Annotated in this window: 20 protein-coding genes; 9 read left to right on the top strand and 11 right to left on the bottom strand. The window is 63.5% G+C overall.

Annotation, left to right across the window (positions count from 1 at the left end; genetic code table 11):
- Window position 1 precedes the first annotated feature (1 nt).
- From BVH03_RS09720 to BVH03_RS09695, 6 genes are all read left to right on the top strand, one after another.
- Entirely contained in the window at window positions 2-1,483 is a 1,482-nt protein-coding gene (locus BVH03_RS09720) for a class I SAM-dependent DNA methyltransferase (protein WP_075960969.1), read from the top strand.
- Between the two features lie 86 nt (window positions 1,484-1,569).
- A complete protein-coding gene (gene phoB / locus BVH03_RS09715; RefSeq protein ID WP_070885833.1) occupies window positions 1,570-2,259 on the top strand; it encodes a phosphate regulon transcriptional regulator PhoB in 690 nt (229 codons plus the stop codon).
- A gap of 52 nt (window positions 2,260-2,311) precedes the next feature.
- Window positions 2,312-3,619 (top strand): phosphate regulon sensor histidine kinase PhoR, encoded by a 1,308-nt coding sequence (gene phoR / locus BVH03_RS09710; protein WP_075960968.1) that lies wholly within the window; start codon window positions 2,312-2,314, stop codon window positions 3,617-3,619.
- Window positions 3,620-3,738: 119 nt separating this feature from the next.
- On the top strand, window positions 3,739-5,079 hold the full coding sequence (locus BVH03_RS09705; protein WP_075960967.1) for a hemolysin family protein: 1,341 nt from the start codon (window positions 3,739-3,741) through the stop codon (window positions 5,077-5,079).
- A 236-nt stretch (window positions 5,080-5,315) separates the two neighbouring features.
- A complete protein-coding gene (locus BVH03_RS09700) occupies window positions 5,316-6,074 on the top strand; it encodes a hypothetical protein (RefSeq protein ID WP_075960966.1) in 759 nt (252 codons plus the stop codon).
- A gap of 137 nt (window positions 6,075-6,211) precedes the next feature.
- A complete protein-coding gene (locus BVH03_RS09695; protein ID WP_075960965.1) occupies window positions 6,212-6,955 on the top strand; it encodes an endonuclease/exonuclease/phosphatase family protein in 744 nt (247 codons plus the stop codon).
- Window positions 6,956-6,973: 18 nt separating this feature from the next.
- Here the strand turns inward: BVH03_RS09695 and BVH03_RS09690 are convergent, their stop codons facing one another.
- The 5 genes from BVH03_RS09690 to BVH03_RS09670 all read right to left on the bottom strand — a co-directional run bounded on the left by BVH03_RS09690 (window position 6,974) and on the right by BVH03_RS09670 (window position 12,372).
- Window positions 6,974-7,870 carry a M23 family metallopeptidase gene (locus BVH03_RS09690; RefSeq protein WP_075960964.1) on the bottom strand — a complete coding sequence of 299 codons (897 nt, stop codon included), beginning with the start codon at window positions 7,868-7,870 and terminating at the stop codon, window positions 6,974-6,976.
- Between the two features lie 159 nt (window positions 7,871-8,029).
- Window positions 8,030-10,096: a GGDEF domain-containing protein gene (locus BVH03_RS09685; protein ID WP_075960963.1), complete on the bottom strand. Its 2,067-nt coding sequence runs from the start codon at window positions 10,094-10,096 to the stop codon at window positions 8,030-8,032.
- 2 nt (window positions 10,097-10,098) lie between these two features.
- Window positions 10,099-10,962, bottom strand: a complete 864-nt coding sequence (locus BVH03_RS09680; RefSeq protein WP_075960962.1) for an endonuclease/exonuclease/phosphatase family protein — start codon at window positions 10,960-10,962, stop codon at window positions 10,099-10,101.
- A 22-nt stretch (window positions 10,963-10,984) separates the two neighbouring features.
- The gene (locus BVH03_RS09675) at window positions 10,985-11,614 is read right to left on the bottom strand and encodes a thiol:disulfide interchange protein DsbA/DsbL (RefSeq protein ID WP_075960961.1); all 630 of its coding nucleotides are present in this window, start codon (window positions 11,612-11,614) and stop codon (window positions 10,985-10,987) included.
- Between the two features lie 152 nt (window positions 11,615-11,766).
- Window positions 11,767-12,372, bottom strand: coding sequence for a cytochrome c (locus BVH03_RS09670; RefSeq protein ID WP_075960960.1), 606 nt, complete (start codon window positions 12,370-12,372; stop codon window positions 11,767-11,769).
- Window positions 12,373-12,877: 505 nt separating this feature from the next.
- Here BVH03_RS09670 and BVH03_RS09665 point away from each other — a divergent pair.
- Window positions 12,878-13,825 (top strand): hypothetical protein, encoded by a 948-nt coding sequence (locus BVH03_RS09665; RefSeq protein ID WP_075960959.1) that lies wholly within the window; start codon window positions 12,878-12,880, stop codon window positions 13,823-13,825.
- 63 nt (window positions 13,826-13,888) lie between these two features.
- On the top strand, window positions 13,889-14,536 hold the full coding sequence (locus BVH03_RS09660) for an HAD family hydrolase (protein WP_075960958.1): 648 nt from the start codon (window positions 13,889-13,891) through the stop codon (window positions 14,534-14,536).
- Window positions 14,537-14,556: 20 nt separating this feature from the next.
- On the opposite strand, the gene BVH03_RS09655 is transcribed toward BVH03_RS09660, so the two are convergent.
- Both BVH03_RS09655 and BVH03_RS09650 read right to left on the bottom strand, forming a co-directional pair.
- Window positions 14,557-14,811 carry a DUF1161 domain-containing protein gene (locus BVH03_RS09655; protein WP_075960957.1) on the bottom strand — a complete coding sequence of 85 codons (255 nt, stop codon included), beginning with the start codon at window positions 14,809-14,811 and terminating at the stop codon, window positions 14,557-14,559.
- A 34-nt stretch (window positions 14,812-14,845) separates the two neighbouring features.
- The gene (locus BVH03_RS09650) at window positions 14,846-15,922 is read right to left on the bottom strand and encodes an aminopeptidase (RefSeq protein ID WP_075960980.1); all 1,077 of its coding nucleotides are present in this window, start codon (window positions 15,920-15,922) and stop codon (window positions 14,846-14,848) included.
- Between the two features lie 104 nt (window positions 15,923-16,026).
- On the opposite strand from BVH03_RS09650, the gene BVH03_RS09645 reads away from it, so the two are divergent.
- Complete coding sequence (locus BVH03_RS09645; protein ID WP_075960956.1) at window positions 16,027-16,446, top strand: hypothetical protein; 420 nt, start codon at window positions 16,027-16,029, stop codon at window positions 16,444-16,446.
- Between the two features lie 62 nt (window positions 16,447-16,508).
- On the opposite strand, the gene BVH03_RS09640 is transcribed toward BVH03_RS09645, so the two are convergent.
- The 4 genes from BVH03_RS09640 to BVH03_RS09625 all read right to left on the bottom strand — a co-directional run bounded on the left by BVH03_RS09640 (window position 16,509) and on the right by BVH03_RS09625 (window position 18,724).
- Window positions 16,509-16,934: an OsmC family protein gene (locus BVH03_RS09640; RefSeq protein WP_075928408.1), complete on the bottom strand. Its 426-nt coding sequence runs from the start codon at window positions 16,932-16,934 to the stop codon at window positions 16,509-16,511.
- Window positions 16,935-17,019: 85 nt separating this feature from the next.
- Window positions 17,020-18,015: an LLM class flavin-dependent oxidoreductase gene (locus tag BVH03_RS09635; RefSeq protein ID WP_075960955.1), complete on the bottom strand. Its 996-nt coding sequence runs from the start codon at window positions 18,013-18,015 to the stop codon at window positions 17,020-17,022.
- Between the two features lie 159 nt (window positions 18,016-18,174).
- A complete protein-coding gene (locus BVH03_RS09630) occupies window positions 18,175-18,396 on the bottom strand; it encodes a DUF1161 domain-containing protein (RefSeq protein WP_075960954.1) in 222 nt (73 codons plus the stop codon).
- A 112-nt stretch (window positions 18,397-18,508) separates the two neighbouring features.
- Window positions 18,509-18,724 (bottom strand): dodecin, encoded by a 216-nt coding sequence (locus tag BVH03_RS09625; protein ID WP_075928405.1) that lies wholly within the window; start codon window positions 18,722-18,724, stop codon window positions 18,509-18,511.
- Between the last annotated feature and the right edge of the window lie 120 nt (window positions 18,725-18,844).

The following is an 18,844-nucleotide window of genomic DNA, read 5'->3' as shown; positions in this document are numbered from 1 at the left end:
TATGAGCACCACCCATGCAATCGTCTCCAAGGTCTGGAGTTTCTGTACCACCCTGCGCGATGACGGGGTTGGCTACGGCGACTATCTGGAACAGCTGACCTATCTGATCTTCCTGAAGATGGCCGACGAGTATCGCCAGCCGCCCTATGGCCGCGATATCGGCATTCCCGCTGGCTGCGACTGGCAGAACCTGAAGAGCAAGCGCGGCGCCGAACTGGAGGTGCAATACGTCAAGACGCTGTTGGTGTTGGGCGGCAAGCCAGGGATTCTCGGGCAGATCTTCACCAAGGCGCAGAACAAGATCCAGGACCCGGCCAAGCTCAGCCGCCTAGTGGAGATGATCGACGGCACCAAGTGGGTGACTCTGGGCGCCGATGTCAAAGGCGACATCTACGAGGGCCTGCTGGAGAAGAACGCCGAGGACACCAAGTCCGGCGCCGGCCAGTACTTCACTCCGCGTGCGTTGATTCGCGCCATGGTCGAGTGCCTGCGCCCGCAGCCGAACAAGACCATTGCCGATCCGGCCTGTGGCACCGGAGGCTTCTTTCTCGCCGCCTACGATTTTCTGGAGGCCAGCAAGACGCTGGACAAGGGTCAGAAGGATTTCCTCAAGAACCACACCTTCTTCGGCAACGAGATCGTCGCCAGCACCCGTCGCCTGTGCCTGATGAACATGCTGCTGCACAACATCGGCGAGATCGACGGCGACAGCCATATTTCACCTAACGATGCACTGATCGCCGACGATGGTCAGCGTTTCGATTACGTCCTGGCCAACCCGCCGTTCGGCAAGAAAAGCTCGATGAGCTTCACCAATGCCGAAGGCGAGCAGGAAAAGGACGAACTGACCTACAACCGCCAGGATTTCTGGACCACCACGTCGAACAAGCAGCTGAACTTCGTCCAGCACATCCGCAGCATGCTCAAGAGCACCGGCCGCGCAGCAGTGGTGGTGCCGGATAACGTGTTGTTCGAGGGTGGCGCCGGTGAAATCGTGCGCAAGCGCCTGCTGGAGACTACCGAGCTGCACAGCATCCTGCGTCTGCCTACCGGCATCTTCTACGCCCAGGGCGTGAAGGCCAACGTGCTGTTCTTCGACAATCAGCCGGCAAGCAAGACGCCGTGGACGAAGGAGGTGTGGTTCTATGACTACCGCACCAACATTCACCACACGCTGAAAAAGAAGCCGCTGCGCTTCGAGGATCTGCAGGACTTCATCACCTGCTATAACCCGGACAATCGCCACAATCGCCAGGAAACCTGGCATGAGACCGAAAACCCCGAAGGCCGCTGGCGCAAGTACAGCCTCGAGCAGATTCTCGCTCGCGACAAGACCAGCCTGGATATCTTCTGGCTCAAGGACAAATCCCTGGCCGACCTGGACAACCTGCCAGAGCCGGACGATTTGGCCGAAGAGATCATCGAGAACATTGAGGCGGGGCTGGCAAGCTTTCGTGAAGTGCTGGCCGGTTTGAATCGTTGAGGCTGCGCCTTACAGCTGTCATATCACTGCAATAATTCCGTTATCTAATGCGCCGCATGACAGTTGAATGAACCGAGGCTCAACCCATGGTTGGCAAGAACATCCTGATCGTCGATGACGAAGCGCCAATCCGCGAAATGATCGTGGTAGCGCTGGAAATGGCCGGGTACGAGTGCCTGGAAGCGGAAAACACCGGGCAGGCACACGCGATCATCGTCGACCGCAAACCCGACCTGATCCTGCTCGACTGGATGCTGCCCGGCACCTCGGGCATCGAGCTGGCCCGGCGCCTGAAGCGCGATGAGCTGACCGGCGACATTCCGATCATCATGCTCACCGCCAAGGGTGAAGAGGACAACAAGATCCAGGGCCTGGAAGTCGGCGCCGACGACTACATCACCAAGCCCTTCTCGCCGCGCGAATTGGTCGCCCGCCTCAAGGCCGTATTGCGCCGCGCCGGCCCCAGCGACAGCGAAGGGCCGATCGAAGTGGGCGGCCTGCTGCTCGACCCGATCAGCCACCGCGTGACCATCGACGGCAAGCCGGCCGAGATGGGCCCGACCGAATACCGCCTGCTGCAGTTCTTCATGACGCACCAGGAGCGTGCCTACACCCGCGGGCAGCTACTCGACCAGGTATGGGGCGGCAACGTCTACGTCGAGGAACGCACCGTCGACGTACACATCCGTCGCCTGCGCAAGGCGCTGGGCGAGGCCTATGAAAATCTGGTGCAGACGGTACGCGGCACCGGTTATCGTTTCTCCACCAAGGGCTAGACGATAGTCTGCAACTCATCATCACAGGGATCGGCTGGCGGATGAGCGAAACGTGACGAGCAACTGGCGTGGCGCCATAACCCGCCGCTTGGTGCTGCTGATCGCAGCCTGCCTGGCCGCCGGGGTGATTACCGGCGAATATGCCTGGGCCATCGCCATCGGCCTGGCCGCTCACCTGCTATGGAACCTCAGCCAGTTGCTGCGCCTGCACGCCTGGCTCAAGGATCACCAGCCCGACGAACCCCCGCCCGATGGCTACGGCCTGTGGGGCGAGGTGTTCGACAGCATCTACCACCTGCAGCGCCGCAACCAGCGGGCCCGTGGGCGCCTGCAGGCAGTGATCGACCGCGTGCAGGAATCCACCGCAGCATTGCGCGATGCGGTGATCATGCTCGACAGTCACGGCAACCTGGAGTGGTGGAACAAGGCCTCGGAAACCCTCCTGGGCCTGAAAACGCCACAGGACAGCGGCCAGTCGATCACCAACCTGGTGCGCGACCCGCGCTTCAAGGACTACTTCGAACGCGGCAACTTCCTCGAGCCCCTCGATCTGCCCTCGCCGGTCAACCCGCGCAAGCAGTTGCAGCTCAACATCACCCGCTACGGCAACGAGGAACACCTGATGCTGGTGCGCGACGTCACGCGTCTCCACCAGCTAGAACAGATGCGCAAGGATTTCGTCGCCAACGTGTCCCACGAACTGCGTACGCCGCTGACGGTGATTTCCGGCTATCTGGAAACCCTCCACGACAACGTCGACGACATCAACCCACGCTGGCGCCGGGCCCTGCAGCAGATGGAGCAGCAAGGCGCACGCATGCAGGGCCTGCTCAACGACCTGCTGCTGCTGGCCAAGCTGGAAGCCACGGACTACCCCTCCGACAACCACCCGGTGGCGGTCGACGTGCTGCTACAGACCATCCGCAACGACGCCCTTGCGATTTCCGCCGAGCGCAACCACCGGATCAGCCTCGAGGCCGATGCCGGCCTCAAGCTCAAGGGCAGTGAGTCGGAGCTGCGCAGCGCGTTTTCCAACCTGGTGTTCAACGCCGTGAAGTACACCCAGGCCGAGGGCGAGATCCGCATTCGCTGGTGGCAGGACGACCAGGGCGCGCACCTGTCGGTGCAGGACACCGGCCCCGGCATCGAGGCCAAGCACCTGCCGCGCCTGACCGAGCGCTTCTACCGGGTCGACTCCAGTCGCGCCAGCCATACCGGCGGCACGGGCCTCGGCCTGGCCATCGTCAAGCACGTGCTGCTGCGCCACCGCGGCGGACTGGAGATTACCAGCGTGGTCGGCAAGGGCAGCCTGTTCATCTGTAATTTCCAGCCGACACAAATCGCCGCGCGGAGCCGCTGAATAGGGTCTGTTGACGTTTCACGCACGGCCGCGTTGAAACGTCAACAGACCCTAGACCCTATTGCAAAGCGTTCGCCCAGGCCCCACCCTTTAGCAACATCCGGTCACACGAACCCCTTATGGATCCCTCTACGAGCTTCTCCTTCTCCAGTTACTTCGCTGACATGGGCCTGGTGTTGTTCGCCCTGTTCCTGGTACTGCTCAACGGCTTCTTCGTGGCCGCCGAGTTCGCCATGGTCAAGCTGCGCGCCACCAAGGTCGAGGCGCTGGCCAAGAAGAACGGCTGGCGCGGGCATATCTTGCGCACCGTGCACAACCAGCTCGATGCTTACCTCTCCGCCTGCCAGCTGGGCATCACCCTCGCCTCTCTGGGGCTGGGCTGGGTGGGTGAACCGGCCTTCGCGCATCTGCTCGAACCGCTGCTGACCTCGATCGGTATCGAATCGCAGAAGCTGATCCACGGCATCGCCTTCTTCACCGCGTTCTTCATTATTTCCTACCTGCACATCGTGATCGGCGAACTGGCCCCGAAATCCTGGGCGATCCGCAAACCGGAGCTGCTGTCGCTGTGGACGGCTGCGCCGCTGTACCTGTTCTACTGGGCCATGTACCCGGCGATCTTTCTGCTCAACGCCAGCGCCAACGCCATCCTGCGCATCGCTGGCCAGGACCAGCCCAGCGGCCACCATGAGCATCATTACAGCCGCGACGAGCTCAAGCTGATCCTCCACTCCAGTCGCGCCAGCGACCCGAGCGACCAGGACATGCGCGTACTCGCCTCTGCCGTGGAGCTGGGCGAGCTGGAGGTGGTCGACTGGGCCAACTCCCGCGAAGACCTCATTTATCTGGAGCTCAACGCCACCCTGGACGAGGTGTTCAGCCTGTTCCGCCGCCACAAGTACAGCCGCTTTCCAATCTACGATGAGGCCGCGGGTGAGTTCGTCGGCGTGCTGCACATCAAGGATTTGCTGCTGCACCTGTCGCTTCTGGAAATGCTGCCATCGACCCTGCGCCTGGCCGAGCTGATGCGCCCGATCGAGAAGGTCAGCCGCAACCTGCCGCTGTCCGATCTGCTGGAGCAGTTTCGCAAGGGCAGCGCACACTTCGCCCTGGTCGAGGAAGCCGATGGCAAGGTGATTGGCTACCTGACCATGGAAGACGTGCTCGAAGCCCTGGTCGGCGACATCCAGGACGAGCACCGCAAGACCGAACGCGGCATTCTCGCCTACCAGCCCGGCAAGCTGCTGGTGCGCGGCGACACCCCGCTGTTCAAGCTCGAGCGCCTGCTGGGCATCGATCTCGACCATATCGAGGCCGAGACCCTTGCCGGCCTGATCTACGAAACCCTCAAGCGCGTGCCCGAGGAAGAGGAATCGCTGGAAGTCGCCGGCCTGCGGCTGATCGTCAAAAAGATGAAAGGCCCGAAAATCCTCCTGGCCAAGGTCATCAAACTCGACTGATACCGGTGCCTGGGCGCCTGCCTACGATGCCGCTCAGGCAGTGATCCTCACCGCTCTGACAACCTGACCAATCGGTCATATATGGCAATGGAGCAGTGCTGGCACTGCCTTCCAATACAAGCACTTATGACCGTTCGTCGGCTTCCTCGAATGCCAGGGGCGGGTCGAGAGTCCACCGCGGGCATCGATTGGATCGGTGCCCCCCATCATATGAGCAGACTGCCAAGGATTTAGCCATGCAACTCAATGGAATCACCTCGAAAACCGCCCTCGCCCTGTGCCTCGCTGGCGCTTCCCATGCCTACGCCGACTCGATCACGGACCCGATTTCGACCATCGGTGTGATCGGCTCGCACAACCAGTACAAATTGAGCGCCTTTGGCGAAAGCGACAAGGAACGCCTGAACCAAGGCGGCCTGTTCTACAACTTCGGCAACAAGCTGACCGGCCATGAAGGCTTCATTTACCAGGCCGGTATCGAAGGCCAGTACCGCAAGAAGAGTGGCGACGAGTACAAGGCCGCCCGCGCCGATCTGGACCTGGGCCTGCGCGCTGCGCTGAGCACCAACAACTACGTCGACTTCATCGTGGGTGGTGGCTACGACTGGGGCCGTATTGAACAGGACAATGTTGCGCCGTTCGGCAACGACGTCAAGCTGACCAGCAAATCCCCGTTCGCCAAGGCAGGCATCGGCTACAACTACCTGACCCCGGATTACACCGTGCGCCTGGAAGCCGGTGCACGCTACTCGCTCGAGGCCGAAGCCAAGTTGAAAGTCAGCGGCGAAGGCAGCGACACCGTCGACCTGAAGGACAAGGCCAACCCGTACGCCGAACTGACTGTGCTGTGGAACAAGGGCATCAACAACCTGCCGATCAGCACCAGCCTGTACTACACCCGCACTAACTACAAACTCGACAGCGACACCGTGCTGGCGGAAAACAGCAAGCTCAAGCAGGAGCAGATTGGCCTGAAGGTCGGCCTGGCGTTCTGATCACCCCGCGGTGACCGAATCGCCCGGCTTGCCCGGGCGATTTGCATTGTGGCTGGCGTACCACGCATGCTGACCACGGGCGTCAGGTATACTTGGCCGCCGCTGCAACGCCTCCTTTGTTCACGCCTTCCGATTCCATGTCGCTCACTATCGCCTCCATCAATATCGAACGCTCCCGTCATCTGGCGCGCGTCGAAGCTTTCATCGTTCGCGAACGCCCGGATCTGCTCTGCCTGCAGGAGCTCTGCGAGCGCGACATCCCGTTCTTCGAAGCCCTGATGGGCGGGCCCATGGTCTTCGCCCCAATGGCGTGCTACCCGGATGAAGGCCCGGCCAATGTGGTGGGCGTCGGCATGCTGGCCCGTGGCGAGGCGCTGCTCGATGTAACGGCCGAATACTACTCGGGCGACCCGGAGCACATTCAGGAGATGACGTTCTTCACCGCCGAGGGCCGGCGTGTGGCCGATCCGCGAAGCATCGCCGAAGTCATGCTCAGCGCCACGCTTCGCGGCTTTCGCGTCGCGACCACTCACCTGAACGTCACCCCGCTCGGCAGCTCCACGCCTTACCAGCGCGAGAGCGCCGGCAAGCTGATCAGTCTGGCCGAGGCGCAAGCGCAGGACGCCGGCGGTCTGTTGCTGACCGGCGACTTCAATGCACCGCGCGGGCGCGCCACCTTCGATTTGATCGCTGAACGCTTTATCGACGGGATACCGGCGCATTACACCAGCAGCATCGACGGCTCGCTGCACCGTGCCGGCGAGATTCCGTTCATGGTCGATGGGCTGTTCCACACGACGGGCTATCGCCTGGAAGATGCCAGGATGAGCAGCGGCGTATCCGACCACTGCGCATTGAGCTGTCGCCTGAGCACGGCCTGACCACGGAGGCTGATGGCTTCAGTCGCCGCCCACGGCGAAATTGGGCAGGCTGTCCACCGGCTGGGCGAACTCGAAGGGAATCGACTCCAGGGCCATGCCCACGTTGCGCTGCACCACGAAGTGCAGGTGCGGGCCGGTACTGTTGCCGGTATTGCCGGAGCGGCCGATCGGCGCGCCGAGCGCAACGCGCTGCCCTTCGCGCACGCTGACCGAACCCTGCATCAGGTGCAGGTAGACGCCCATGGTGCCGTCGTCATGCAGGATGCGCACGAAGTTGCCGGACGGGTTGGTGCCGCGCCCGCTCTGGTCATTCTCGGTCTTGACCACCATTCCGGCGCGCGCCGCCACGATCGGCGTGCCCTCCGGCATGGCGATGTCCAGGGCGTAGCGGCCCTTGGGCGTGAAGTGGCTGTACTGGCCATTGGCGCCCTGGGTCAGGCGAAACGGGCCACCGCGCCATGGCAGCGGATATGCCTGCTTGATCGGCAACAACCGCGGGTCACCCAGGGCGTAGTTGAGCTTCGGCGTGTAGCGCAGCGGCTTGGCAGGGTCCAACGGCGCCAGGGTGGCCAGACGGATCTCGCTGCGCGGCGGCAGCACCCAATTGATCGGCTTGCCCGGCGCACCACTGACGTTGCTCAACTGCTCCAGCTTTAGCTCGACCTGTACCGGCGCGAACAGGTCGTTGCGCACCAGCAGGGTTTCGCCGGCAGCATGCTTGCGGGTCTCCAGCTTCACCTGGTTGTCGAGCTTCTCGACCATGCGGTCGCTGAACACGAACACCTTCGCACCGGGTGCCGCCTGGTCACTGTAGGTGACCACGCCATTGGCATCGGTATACTTGTAGACAGTCAAGGCGCTCGCCTGACAGGCGAGCGCAGCGAGTCCCAACAGCAGTGAGAGGCGCCCTAGCATAAGATTCGATCTGGTTATCAAGTGTTCGGCAGGGGCAAGACTAGCAGCGCCGTGATGGCCAGGCGACTGCCGGCGCTGCGCTTTGCGACAACCGGCACACGCCGGGCGTACCTGGCGCACAGAAGGGATGAGTGGCGGCGGAGCCAGACTCGGCAGGGTTCAACCCACCTCGATACGGTTGCGCCCGCCGCGCTTGGCGCGGTACAGGGCCTGGTCGGCGCGCTCGAACACCTGTTCGCTGCGCTCGGCGCTGCTGAACGAGCTGATGCCGCCGGACAGGGTAATGGTCACGCGCTCGCCCTTGAAGTGGAACGGACAGTTCTCGATCGCCGAACGCAAGATGTCGAGTAACTTCAACCCACCATCCATGGGCGTCGTCGGGATCAGCAACACGAATTCCTCGCCGCCGAAACGGGCGATGAAATCGGTCTTGCGCAGCCGCTTGAACAGCTCGCCAGCGATGATCTTCAATACCTTGTCGCCAGCCAGGTGACCGTAGTCGTCGTTGATGCGCTTGAAGTGGTCGATATCCAGCACCGCCAGCAGCAGATCGCCGCCATAACGCTGCAGGCGCGCCAGCTCCAGATCCAGGCGCTCGGTCCAGGCCGCGCGGTTGGGCAGCCCGGTGAGCGGGTCGATCAGCGCCTTCTGGCGCTGCTCTTCGAGATGATCGCGAAAACCCTTGGCCTCCAGCTCCATGCTGGCCACCCGGTCGACCAGGATCTGCAGGCGCTCGCCAACCTGCAACTCGCGGGCATCGCGCTGCTGCTGGTACTGGCTCATGGTGCCAAGCAGACCGCTGAGGCGGTTCTCCACCAGTTCCTTGAGGTTGTCGAGGTCGGTAGCCGCCTGCACGCTGCTGTGCAGGCCATCGACCTGCTGGCGCAGCTCGCTGTCCAGGCTGCGCGCGGCCTCGGCGGAATCGGCGTAGTCGGCGTGCACGTCCTGCAGGCTGCCCTGGAAGACGGCCAGGCGCTCGTTGAGCTGCTTGAGATAACCCTCGAACTCGCGCTGGCCGACGTCGGCAATCGCCAGCATCAGCACGGCCAGGTCGTCGAGTACCGGCACCAGCTCGTACATGTTCAGCCCGGCGGTGATGCGCTGGCGCAGCGCGTCGGCCTGGCCTTGATGGCGCTCGGGCAGTGGCAATTCTTCCAGCAGCTTCAGCAGGCTGCCTTCCACGTGGCTGGCGATGGCGCTGTAGCCCGGCTCGGGCGCCGGCGGCAGGGCGTATTCGGGATCGCCTTGCGCCATCGCCACATCGGCGACGGTCAGCTCGGGCACTGCGTCCTGAACCGCTTCTGCCGCTGTGGCGGGCTCGGTGACAGGCCCGGCAGAGGCCTTGGCCACGGGAGACGGCATCAACAGGGCCGACGACAGCGGCAGGCTGTCCAGCATCACGCGGCCGACGGCAGGCGCACTGGCAGCCACAGGTACTGGTGCTGGTGCTGGTGCTGGTGCTGGTGCTGGTGCGACGACAGGTTGTGGAGAAGATTCTGGAGACGGCGCCGGCGCAGCCTCGGCAATGACGGCAGGCGCCACCTCCCTCTGCGTTACCACTTGCGGTTGCTGCTCGGCCACCTCCTGTTCGGCCATCGGCGGTTCGACAGCCGCAATTTCGTCGGATGCAGGAGCCACCTGCTCGCCCACTGCCAACGGCGTAGCGGAGGTCTCGGACTCGCTGCCGGCCGCCGGGCTGGCGCTGTCGCGGCTACCGAACAAGCGCTCGATAAAACCGGGCCGCTCCACCTGCTCGCCGCCCAGCGCCTGCAAGGCCTGTTGCTGCAGTTGGCCGAGTTCGGCCAGCAGCGCCGGCATTTCCCGCGACTGCCGGGCGCGCTGCTCGACCTGCTTGGCAAAGCGCTTGAGCGATTTGCGCACATCGCCTGGCAAATTCGTCTTCAACAGCTGCGCCACCAGGCTCGCCATGCCACTGGCGACCTGCTCGATGCGTTGCTGACGGCGTTGCTCGGAATCCAGAACGGTCTTTTCCAGCCGTGGAATCAGGGCACTGAGGCCGGCGTCCATGTCGTCACGGCGCAGGATCTCGCGAAGATCCTGCATGCACTGGTCAACCGACTTGTCGGAGCCCTCGGCGGCCAGGCTGCTGCGTACCAGACCACGGCGCAGCAGGTCGATGCGCATGTCCCAGCGCCGCTCGAGCTTCTCCTGCTGCTCGATATTGGCAAGGTACTTCTCGCGCCAGCGTCTGGCGTCGTCGGCCATGCTCAGGGCTCCTGTACACAGGGCGTCAACGGTGGCGTGAGGCTGTTGGGCAGGCGAATCTCCACGGCCACCGGCAGGTGGTCGGAGATCGGCTGGGCCAGCACCTGGAAGCGCTCGAGCTCCAGGCCCGGGCTGAGCAGAATATGGTCGAGGCAGCGCTGTGGGCGCCAGCTCGGAAAGGTTGCCTCGACCTGCGGCGCGAGCAAGCCGAGATCGCGCAGCGGCGAATGCTCCAGCAGGTCGATGGCGTGGGTGTTCATGTCGCCCATGAGAATCTGGTGGCGGTAGCCGCCGATCAGCTCGCGGATATAGGCCAGCTGCCGGGTACGGGTACGCGCGCCCAGCGCCAGGTGCATCATCACCACGGCGATGGCGTCGTCGCCCTCGCCGATGCGCAGCAGGATCGCGCCACGACCGGCCGGGCCGGGCAGCGGGTGATCTTCCAGCAGAGTCGGTCGCAGGCGGCTGAGCAACCCGTTGCTGTGCTGGGCGAAACGCCCCAGGTTGCGATTGAGCTGCTGGTACCAGTAGGGAAAGGCACCCATGCGCGCCAGATGCTCGACCTGATTGATGAACCCGGAGCGCACGCTGCCACCGTCGGCTTCCTGCAGGGCGACGATATCGTAGTCGCCAAGCAGGTCGCCAATGCGCTGCAAGTTGCCGGCGCGCCCCTGGTGCGGCAGCAGGTGCTGCCAGCCGCGGGTCAGGTAATGGTGGTAGCGCTCGGTACTGATGCCGACCTGGATGTTGAAGCTGAGCAGCCGCAAGCGCCCGTCCTGCGGCCACTCGCTGTCCGGAGTGCAGTCGGGGTTGACCTGTGGATCACACAGGCCAGCCTGACGGGGCATCGAGCGGCGACGCAGCATGGCAGGCGCTCCGATAGGTGGATTACTTGGCGGCGCGCTCTTTGGCGATCAGGTGATCGGCGACCTGCAGGGTCTGCTCAGGGCCACCCGAGCTGGAAATGTCGAAACGGTACTTGCCGTTGACGATCATCACCGGCACGCCGTTGATCTGGTAGGCCATGGCCAGTTTCTTGGCCTTTTCCATCTGGCTCTTCACGCCAAAGGAGTTGTAGGCCTTGAGGAAGGCGTCACGGTCGATGTCCTGGGTGACCAGGAAATCAGCCATTTCTTCGGGGGTGGCCAGCTTGCGACCTTCCTTGTGAATGGCGCGGAACACGGCGTCGTGCACCTTGTGCTCGACCTTCATGCTTTCCAGGGTGATGAACATTTGGCCGTGGGCGTTCCACAGGCCACCGAACAGGGCGGGAATGCGCACGAAGTTGACGTCGGACGGCAGCTTCTCGACCCACGGGTTGAGAGTCGGTTCGAATTGGTAGCAGTGCGGGCAGCCGTACCAGAACAGCTCGACGACTTCGATCTTGCCGGGCTTGGAAATCGGTACCGGGTTGCTCAGCTCGACGTACTGGTTGCCGGCTTCGATATCGGCGGCATGGGCGCTAACGCCGAACAGGCTGGCAGTGGCCAGAACCGCGGAGAGGATCAGATTACGCATGCATGACTCCTAACGATGAAGGTGCTGCGGACAGCTCTGGTTCGACTGGTCGCCACCCGGCAGGTTCCTGACATTGTAGCGGGCTCGCCAACGAAAAAGGGTGGCCACCGCCACCCTTTTTTTTCACCGCCTGGCAAATGCCGATCGACGCTTCAGTGCAGGCCCTGAACGTAGCTCGACACCGCCTCGATATCCTTGTTGCTGAGCTTGGCGGCGATATCGCGCATGATCATCGCGTCGCCATCGTTGCTGCGCTCGCCTTCGCGGAAAGCGGTCAGCTGCTTGGCGATGTAAGCGGCGTGCTGGCCACCCAGGTGTGGATAACCCGCCGTGGCGATGCCCGCCCCGTCGGGCGAATGGCAACCGGTGCAGGCCGGCATGCCCTCGGCCAGCTTGCCGCCACGAAACAGCGCCTGGCCGCGCTCGACCAGCGCAGCATCGGCCGCGCCCACGCTCATCTTTCGGCTAGCGAAATAGGCCGCGACGTCGGCCATGTCCTGCTCGCTCAGCGGCTCGAGCATGCCGGTCATTTCCACCACCGGCCGGGCGCCGGACTTGATGTCCTGCATCTGTTTGAGCAGGTAGCGCTCACCCTGGCCGGCCAGCTTGGGAAAGTTGGCCAGCGCACTGTTGCCATCGCCCCCGTGACAGGCCCCGCAAACCACCGCCTTGGCCTGCCCCGCAGCCGGATCACCCGCCGCCTGGGCAGCCCCGGCCAGGCCCAGCGCCAGCAGCAGACTCACTATTGTGTTGTTCATCAGCTCATCCAAACGGCTAAGAGAAGTGTTATGAACCGGGGCGTTCTGCCCACCGCATCAGGCGGCGGTGCGCAAATACTCAAGCCGCGCGTTTCTGCACGAACCTTGGGGCGGCATGATCTAGGGATGACGCGCCACTCGGCACGCCCCCTGCCCTGCACCCTAACAGCCTGGTTACCCACTCGGCACCCGCCATGATTGCTCAGTGCGGCAGGCCCGATAATGACCGGCATCAATCACCCGTGCAGATTCGCCATGTCGACAGCTAGAAACCAAAGGGGCAGAAAGCCTGACGGCATTCGCCCAGCTTTAACAGCACTGCAAAAACCTGTTGCAGGCCTACGTTAGAATCGCCCCATGAAAAACCACGCTCCAATTTCCTGACCGTTCTCTGCATTCTCGCCTTCGCCGCCGTCCCGCTGAAATAGCCGCACGCATCAGCGGCTGCTCTGCATTCCATTGACCCTACCCTGCTGGCGCCGCGGCGCCGCAAAAGGACATCACCATGAGCAACCCCTCCCCCGTCATCGGCCAGGCCGAGCCTCGACGTTCGTCACGCCTGCCCATGCGCCTGCTGTTCACGGCGCTGGCGTGCTGTACGGCGAGCCAGGTGATCCACTGGCTGATCATGTGGCTGACGCTGGAGCCGGAGTATTTCCAGGCCTATCTGAACAACCTGTGGCAGCTGGCGGCCTATTGGCTCAGCGCCCTGGCGGTCGACGGCTGTAGTGCGCTGCTGCTCGCCCGCTACTACCTGCAACGCCATGATGTGGTCGATGTGAGCCGCCCGGCGCGGCTCATCGCGCTGTTCATGGGCGTCTACCTGGTGGCGATCTTCGTGGTCGGCCTGCTCTACAACCTGCTGTGGGCGCAGATAGCTCCCTGGCTGTATGAAAATGCCCAAGGCGTTTCGCCCACCCTGCTCATGCTGCCGCTGAACCTGGTGTCCTTCATGCTGGCGACCCTGCTGCCGCTGTGGGCGAGCCTGCACCTGATGCGTCGCTGGGGGCAGTTCCAGGCCGGCTCGACCCTGGTGAGCCGTGGCGAGACCGCCCTGGCTTTCGGCCTGTTGTTCATCGTGTTCTACACCAAGCTGCTGACGCTGCTGCCCGCCGACGCCATCAGCCCTTACGGCATGGAGTGGATGCTCGGGCTCAGCACCGCCGCCGGACTGGTGTACGGGCTGGTGGCGCTGATCGCCGCGCAGCGCTCGCTGCCGGCGCAATTGCCGCAGCTGGCAGTGGGCCGCCTGCTGGCGAGCGTGCTGGTGTGCATGGCGATCTGGCTGTTGGTGGCCGGCGTGCTGGGTTTCGTGTTGCTGGTGGCGCTGTACGCCGGCTCGGAGTTTCTGGTGCTGGCGCTGATGGTGCTGTTCGGCGTCCTGCTGCTGGCGCTGCTCTGGCCGCTGACCCTCCTGAGCCTGCGCTGGATCTACCGTCCGCTCACCGCCTGAGTTGCCGCGGCAACCCACGGTGCGGGACAATCCACACCGATTCAGGCCAGCGGATACCCTCTCATGCAACAGCGCACCGTTCTCTTCGACCTCGACGGCACCCTCACCGACCCGCGTGAAGGCATCACCCGCTCGGTGCAGTACGCGCTGTCGAAACTGGATATCCACGAGCCCGACCCGGTGGCGCTGGAGCACTTCATCGGCCCACCGCTGCTGCAATGCTTCATGGATACCTACAGCCTGAGCGAGGCACGCGCCTGGGAGGCGGTGAATCACTATCGCGATCGTTTCCGCGAGGTCGGGCTGTACGAGAACCAGCTGTTCGACGGCGTGATCGAGTTGCTGCAACTGCTGCAGGAGCAGGGCCGCACCCTGTACGTCGCCACCAGCAAACCGACGGTGTTCGCCAGCGAGATCGCTCGGCACTTCGATTTCGCCCGTTACTTCAAGGCCATCTACGGCAGCGAACTGGACGGCACGCGCACCAACAAGGTGGAGCTGATCGCCCACCTGCTCGAACAGGAACGCCTCGATGCGGCCGATACGCTGATGATCGGCGATCGCAAGCATGACCTGATCGGCGCCCACAGCAACGGTTTGCAGGCGGTGGCGGTCGGTTACGGATTCGGTAGCCTGGAAGAGCTGAGCGGCGAGCGCCCAGCTCACCATGTGCAGACCCTGGCGCAGCTGCGCCAGGCGTTCAGCGCCTGAATGGTTAGCGGCGCAAGCCGCTACATCATCCGCGAGCCGGTCAGGTCGTTGCGCTGGTAGATCACCTTGCGGCTGCCGCCATCACAGGTGCCGATCACCATGCTGTCGTCTTCGACCTCTTCGTTGGGCACGATCTCCAGCGTATAGCTGGCTACACCCGCCGCCTGGATCTTCACTTCGATTTCCTGCTTGAGCTCGTCGCACGACTTGGGCGCCGCCCAGGCGTTGCCGCCCATCACGCCCAGCACCAGCATCACTGCCGTCCATCCTCTCATCACGACCTTCCTCTGCGTCTAGTTGGTTCTGACCCTACTCTGGGACAGCGTCCAGCGCTCGCAGTTGTATAAGCCGTTGCGTTGGCGGCAAAGCGCCCAATTCGGCGACCCGCTGGTAGAACCTCGGCCAGTCTCCCCCGACCTCGGCGAACAGCCTGGCGAATGCCGCGACCCATTGATCGTAGAGCCCGAAGGGCAGCAGCTTGGCGTTGTTCAAGGGGCCGTTGATCCAGCCGTCGTAGTAGCCTACGCCCTGCCACCGGCTCGCGCGTAACTGTCGATACTCGGCGCGCAGGCGCTCGAATTCGGCCTGCTTGCCGGCGCGCATCGCCTCGGCATCCAGGCCACTGGCGTAGAGCGTCTCCAGGCGCGCGCGACTGGCCAGCACCAACGCGGTGAATTGTTCACGCGGCTGCACACCGAGTTCCCTGGCGGCCGGCAGACCGCGGGCCGCGCGCCATTGCCGCAAACCCTCCTGCTCGACGAAGGTGGCGTAGGACTCGTTGAATGCCGTATCGCCGGCCAGGTAATACTGCTGGTGCGCCAGCTCATGAAAGATCACTGCGACCAGGCGCTCGTCGCTCCAGCGCAGCATGGTGTTGAGGATAGGGTCATCGAACCAGCCCAGAGTCGAGTAGGCTTCCACGCCACCCAGGTAGGTATCCAGCCCCTGCGCCTCGAGCAGCGCCGCCGCGCCACGGGCCCGGCCCTGTTCGTAGAAGCCGCGATAGGCCACGCAGCCGGCAATCGGGAAGCAGTGCAGCTGCGCTTGCAACGAGAACTCCTCGGTGGCGAACAGGTTCCACACCACGAACGGCCGTTGCAGGTCGGCATATAGCCGATAGCTGCGATTATCCGGCAGGGCCAGCCTCTCGCTGGCGAAGCGTCGCGCCTGCTGGGAAAGCGTAAGCCGCTCGCGCAGCCTCGCATCGGTGGCCGGATCGTCGATCAGCGCCTGCACCGGCTGCCGCGCGCTCAGCAACTGCAGCTGCCCACGGGCCAGTTGCCCGTAGTAATCGACCGTGCTGCAGCCGGTCAGCGCCAAGGCCAACAGGGGAACCGCCGCGCGGCGCGACAGGTCGACAAGAAGAGAGGTGCGCTGCTCGAGCATGGCCGGGGTCATGTAGAGGGTGATCGCCTCATCCTACCGCGAAGTCGCGGCCGCTTTGCGCGATACTGCTGCATCCACCGAATCGGCCCATGGGAGACACCACGATGCGCCAGCCCCTCCTGCTTGCCAGCCTGCTGCTCCTGGGCGCCTGCGCGTCGCCGCTGCCGGCCGCCGACCCGAACATGGCCTGGATCGATCTCAAAGGCGAAGGTATCGACCTGCTGATGGCCGAACGCCTGGACCGCGAGCGTGTCAACGACGGCCGTTATTTCCAGGTGACACCAGGCGCCCACGAGTTGGAGATGCGCTATCGCTTCGAGATTGCCGGCGGCGGTGGCGCTTCGATGATCTCCGAGCCACAGGAGCTGACCTGTGATGTGCGCATTCGCTATGACGACTTCAAGGCTGGTCAGCGCTATCGCGTCGAAGCCCGCTCGGCGGCAATGCGCGCACAAGCGGCGCTCTACGATGCAGACCGCAACGTGCTGGCACGGGGCAAGAATCTGCGCTGCGGCACTTTTTAATCCGAAGGGGTAGAAACGACTGAGCCGCACAAGGCGGCTCAGGTACGGCGGGCAGGAGCCGGTCAGGCTTCCAGCACGGCTTCCAGGGTGATCTCGGCGTTGAGCACCTTGGATACCGGGCAACCCGTCTTGGCAGTTTCCACTGCTTTCTCGAAGGCAGCGCGGTCAGCGCCCGGAATCTTGGCCTTCAGCGACAGGTGCACGGCAGTGATGGCGAAGCCGCCGTCCTGCTTGTCCAGGGTGACTTCAGCCTTGGTGTCGATGCTCTCGGCCGTCATGCCCGCCTCGCCCAGCTCCTTGGACAGCGCCATGGAGAAGCAACCGGCATGGGCTGCGCCGATCAGCTCTTCGGGGTTGGTGCCGGGCTTGTCTTCGAAGCGGGTATTGAAGCCGTAGGGCTGTTCGGAAAGCACACCACTCTGGGTGGAAATGGTGCCCTTGCCGTCTTTGATGCCGCCCTGCCAGTGGGCCGATGCTGTCTTCTTCATCTTTACGCTCCTGTTGATAAGGGGTACAGAATTGAGAGAGACAGCGGCCGGGCAAGTTCGAGTTTTCTGCCGAGCGACCGGCTGCTCAGCGCAAGCTGGCAAGGATATCGAAGGCGCGCAGGCGATCGGCGAAGTCGTAGTGGTCGCAGGTGAAGATCAGCTCGTCGGCCTCGGTCTGTTCGAGCAGTACCTCCAGCCGCGCGCGGATCTTCTGTGGCCCGCCGATCACCGCCATGCCCAGGAAGCTGCCCACGGCATCGCGCTCGTGGGGCAGCCATAGGCCCTCCATCGACTCCACCGGCGGGCGCTGCACCAGGCTCTGGCCGCGGATCAGCGAAAGGATGCGCTGATAGGCCGAGGTCGCCAGGTGCTGGGCCTGCTCGTCAGTATCAGCGGCCAGCAGCGGTACACCGAGCATCACGTAAGGCTTGGCGAGCGCCTCGGACGGTTTGAAGGCGTTGCGGTAGACCCTGATCGCCTCGTGTACATAACGCGGCGCGAAATGCGAGGCGAAGGCGTAGGGCAAGCCGCGCTCACCGGCCAGCTGAGCGCTGAACAGGCTGGAGCCGAGCAGCCAGATCGGCACATTGGTACCGGTGCCGGGCACCGCGATGACGCGTTGATCCGGCGTACGCGGGCCAAGGTAGCGCTGCAGCTCGGCGACATCCTGAGGAAAGTCGTCCGCGCTGCCGGAGCGCTCGCGGCGCAGCGCATGGGCAGTAAACTGGTCGGCGCCGGGCGCGCGGCCCAGGCCCAGCTCGATGCGTCCCGGATACAGGGTCGCCAGGGTGCCGAACTGCTCGGCGACCACCAGCGGCGCGTGGTTGGGCAGCATCACCCCGCCCGAGCCCAGCCGAATGCGCGAGGTGCCAGCGGCCAGATAGCCGAGCAAAACAGCGGTGGCCGAGCTGGCGATGCCGTCCATGTTGTGGTGCTCGGCGACCCAGAATCGGTTGAAGTCCAGCGACTCGACGTGCCGGGCCAGTGCCAGCGAATCATGCAGCGCCTGCTGCGGGCTGCCGGTGTCGCGGATCGGCGCCAGGTCGAGAACGGAGAATGGAAGTTGCGCGAGTGCAGACATAAGAGAACCCTTGCCCATGGACAATGCCGGGGCCTTATCCGAGTAAAACAGTAGGTCTTATCCTACGCCTCCCAGCCGTGCCTGGCCAACTCGGGGCAAATTGCAGGCAGTAAAAAGCCGGCGTCGCAGAGGCTGCGCGCCGGCTTTCGAGCTTCGTCATCAGTTGCGCTGGTAGACGATGTCCTTGGTGCCGCCTCCGCAGGAGCCAACCACCTGACGGTCGGTGACGCTGCCTTTGTCGACGATCTCCAGGGTATAGGATGCAACGCCATTAGCCTGAATCTTCGCATCGATCTCGCCTTTGAGCTCCTCGCAGTCCTTGGCCGCGAAAGCCGAACCAGCGAGCGCCATCAGGCCTACTGCAAACAACACTTTTTTCATCACAAACGCTCCCTCGTAGCAGTGAACAACGCCGGAAACCCAAAAGTGGCCCGACTCAATAAAGCCGCAGATCGCCGATAAGGCAAGTCACCACGACTGGCGATGCCCGTGATCAGCTGTTGGCGACGCGAAAGCCAACCTTCAGAGTTACCTGATAGTGAGCCACCGCGCCATCGGCGATATGACCACGGGTTTCGGTAATTTCGAACCACTCCAGATGCCGAATGCTCTTGCTGGCCTCGGCCAGGGCATTGTTGATGGCATCTTCGATACTCGAGGTGGACGAGCCAACCAGCTCGACCTTCTTGTAAGTGTGATGATCCGACATATCCGCCTCCAGGGCTGTGAATTCAGATGGGCTGATCGCCCTTAATCAATCAGTCACTGGAGCGCGCTGCTAAGTTCAGGTTTTCGTCGTGGAGCGTAACGACGAGGATTGCTCGTATTC

Origin of the sequence: Pseudomonas sp. PA15(2017) (genome assembly GCF_001945395.1) — a bacterium.
GTDB lineage: Bacteria > Pseudomonadota > Gammaproteobacteria > Pseudomonadales > Pseudomonadaceae > Aquipseudomonas.
Note: the sequence above shows the minus strand (reverse complement) of the source record. Positions and strands in the feature narration are given on the sequence as shown.

Coding starts and splice junctions, on each gene's coding strand:
- BVH03_RS09640 (WP_075928408.1), bottom strand. CDS start 16,934: ATGAAGAAGACAGCATCGGCCCACTGGCAGGGCGGCATCAAAGACGGC.
- phoB (WP_070885833.1), top strand. CDS start 1,570: ATGGTTGGCAAGAACATCCTGATCGTCGATGACGAAGCGCCAATCCGC.
- BVH03_RS09650 (WP_075960980.1), bottom strand. CDS start 15,922: ATGCTCGAGCAGCGCACCTCTCTTCTTGTCGACCTGTCGCGCCGCGCG.
- BVH03_RS09700 (WP_075960966.1), top strand. CDS start 5,316: ATGCAACTCAATGGAATCACCTCGAAAACCGCCCTCGCCCTGTGCCTC.
- BVH03_RS09675 (WP_075960961.1), bottom strand. CDS start 11,614: ATGCGTAATCTGATCCTCTCCGCGGTTCTGGCCACTGCCAGCCTGTTC.
- BVH03_RS09685 (WP_075960963.1), bottom strand. CDS start 10,096: ATGGCCGACGACGCCAGACGCTGGCGCGAGAAGTACCTTGCCAATATC.
- BVH03_RS09635 (WP_075960955.1), bottom strand. CDS start 18,015: ATGTCTGCACTCGCGCAACTTCCATTCTCCGTTCTCGACCTGGCGCCG.
- BVH03_RS09720 (WP_075960969.1), top strand. CDS start 2: ATGAGCACCACCCATGCAATCGTCTCCAAGGTCTGGAGTTTCTGTACC.
- BVH03_RS09625 (WP_075928405.1), bottom strand. CDS start 18,724: ATGTCGGATCATCACACTTACAAGAAGGTCGAGCTGGTTGGCTCGTCC.
- BVH03_RS09695 (WP_075960965.1), top strand. CDS start 6,212: ATGTCGCTCACTATCGCCTCCATCAATATCGAACGCTCCCGTCATCTG.
- BVH03_RS09645 (WP_075960956.1), top strand. CDS start 16,027: ATGCGCCAGCCCCTCCTGCTTGCCAGCCTGCTGCTCCTGGGCGCCTGC.
- BVH03_RS09630 (WP_075960954.1), bottom strand. CDS start 18,396: ATGAAAAAAGTGTTGTTTGCAGTAGGCCTGATGGCGCTCGCTGGTTCG.
- BVH03_RS09705 (WP_075960967.1), top strand. CDS start 3,739: ATGGATCCCTCTACGAGCTTCTCCTTCTCCAGTTACTTCGCTGACATG.
- BVH03_RS09665 (WP_075960959.1), top strand. CDS start 12,878: ATGAGCAACCCCTCCCCCGTCATCGGCCAGGCCGAGCCTCGACGTTCG.
- BVH03_RS09660 (WP_075960958.1), top strand. CDS start 13,889: ATGCAACAGCGCACCGTTCTCTTCGACCTCGACGGCACCCTCACCGAC.
- BVH03_RS09670 (WP_075960960.1), bottom strand. CDS start 12,372: ATGAACAACACAATAGTGAGTCTGCTGCTGGCGCTGGGCCTGGCCGGG.
- BVH03_RS09655 (WP_075960957.1), bottom strand. CDS start 14,811: ATGAGAGGATGGACGGCAGTGATGCTGGTGCTGGGCGTGATGGGCGGC.
- BVH03_RS09680 (WP_075960962.1), bottom strand. CDS start 10,962: ATGCTGCGTCGCCGCTCGATGCCCCGTCAGGCTGGCCTGTGTGATCCA.
- BVH03_RS09690 (WP_075960964.1), bottom strand. CDS start 7,870: ATGCTAGGGCGCCTCTCACTGCTGTTGGGACTCGCTGCGCTCGCCTGT.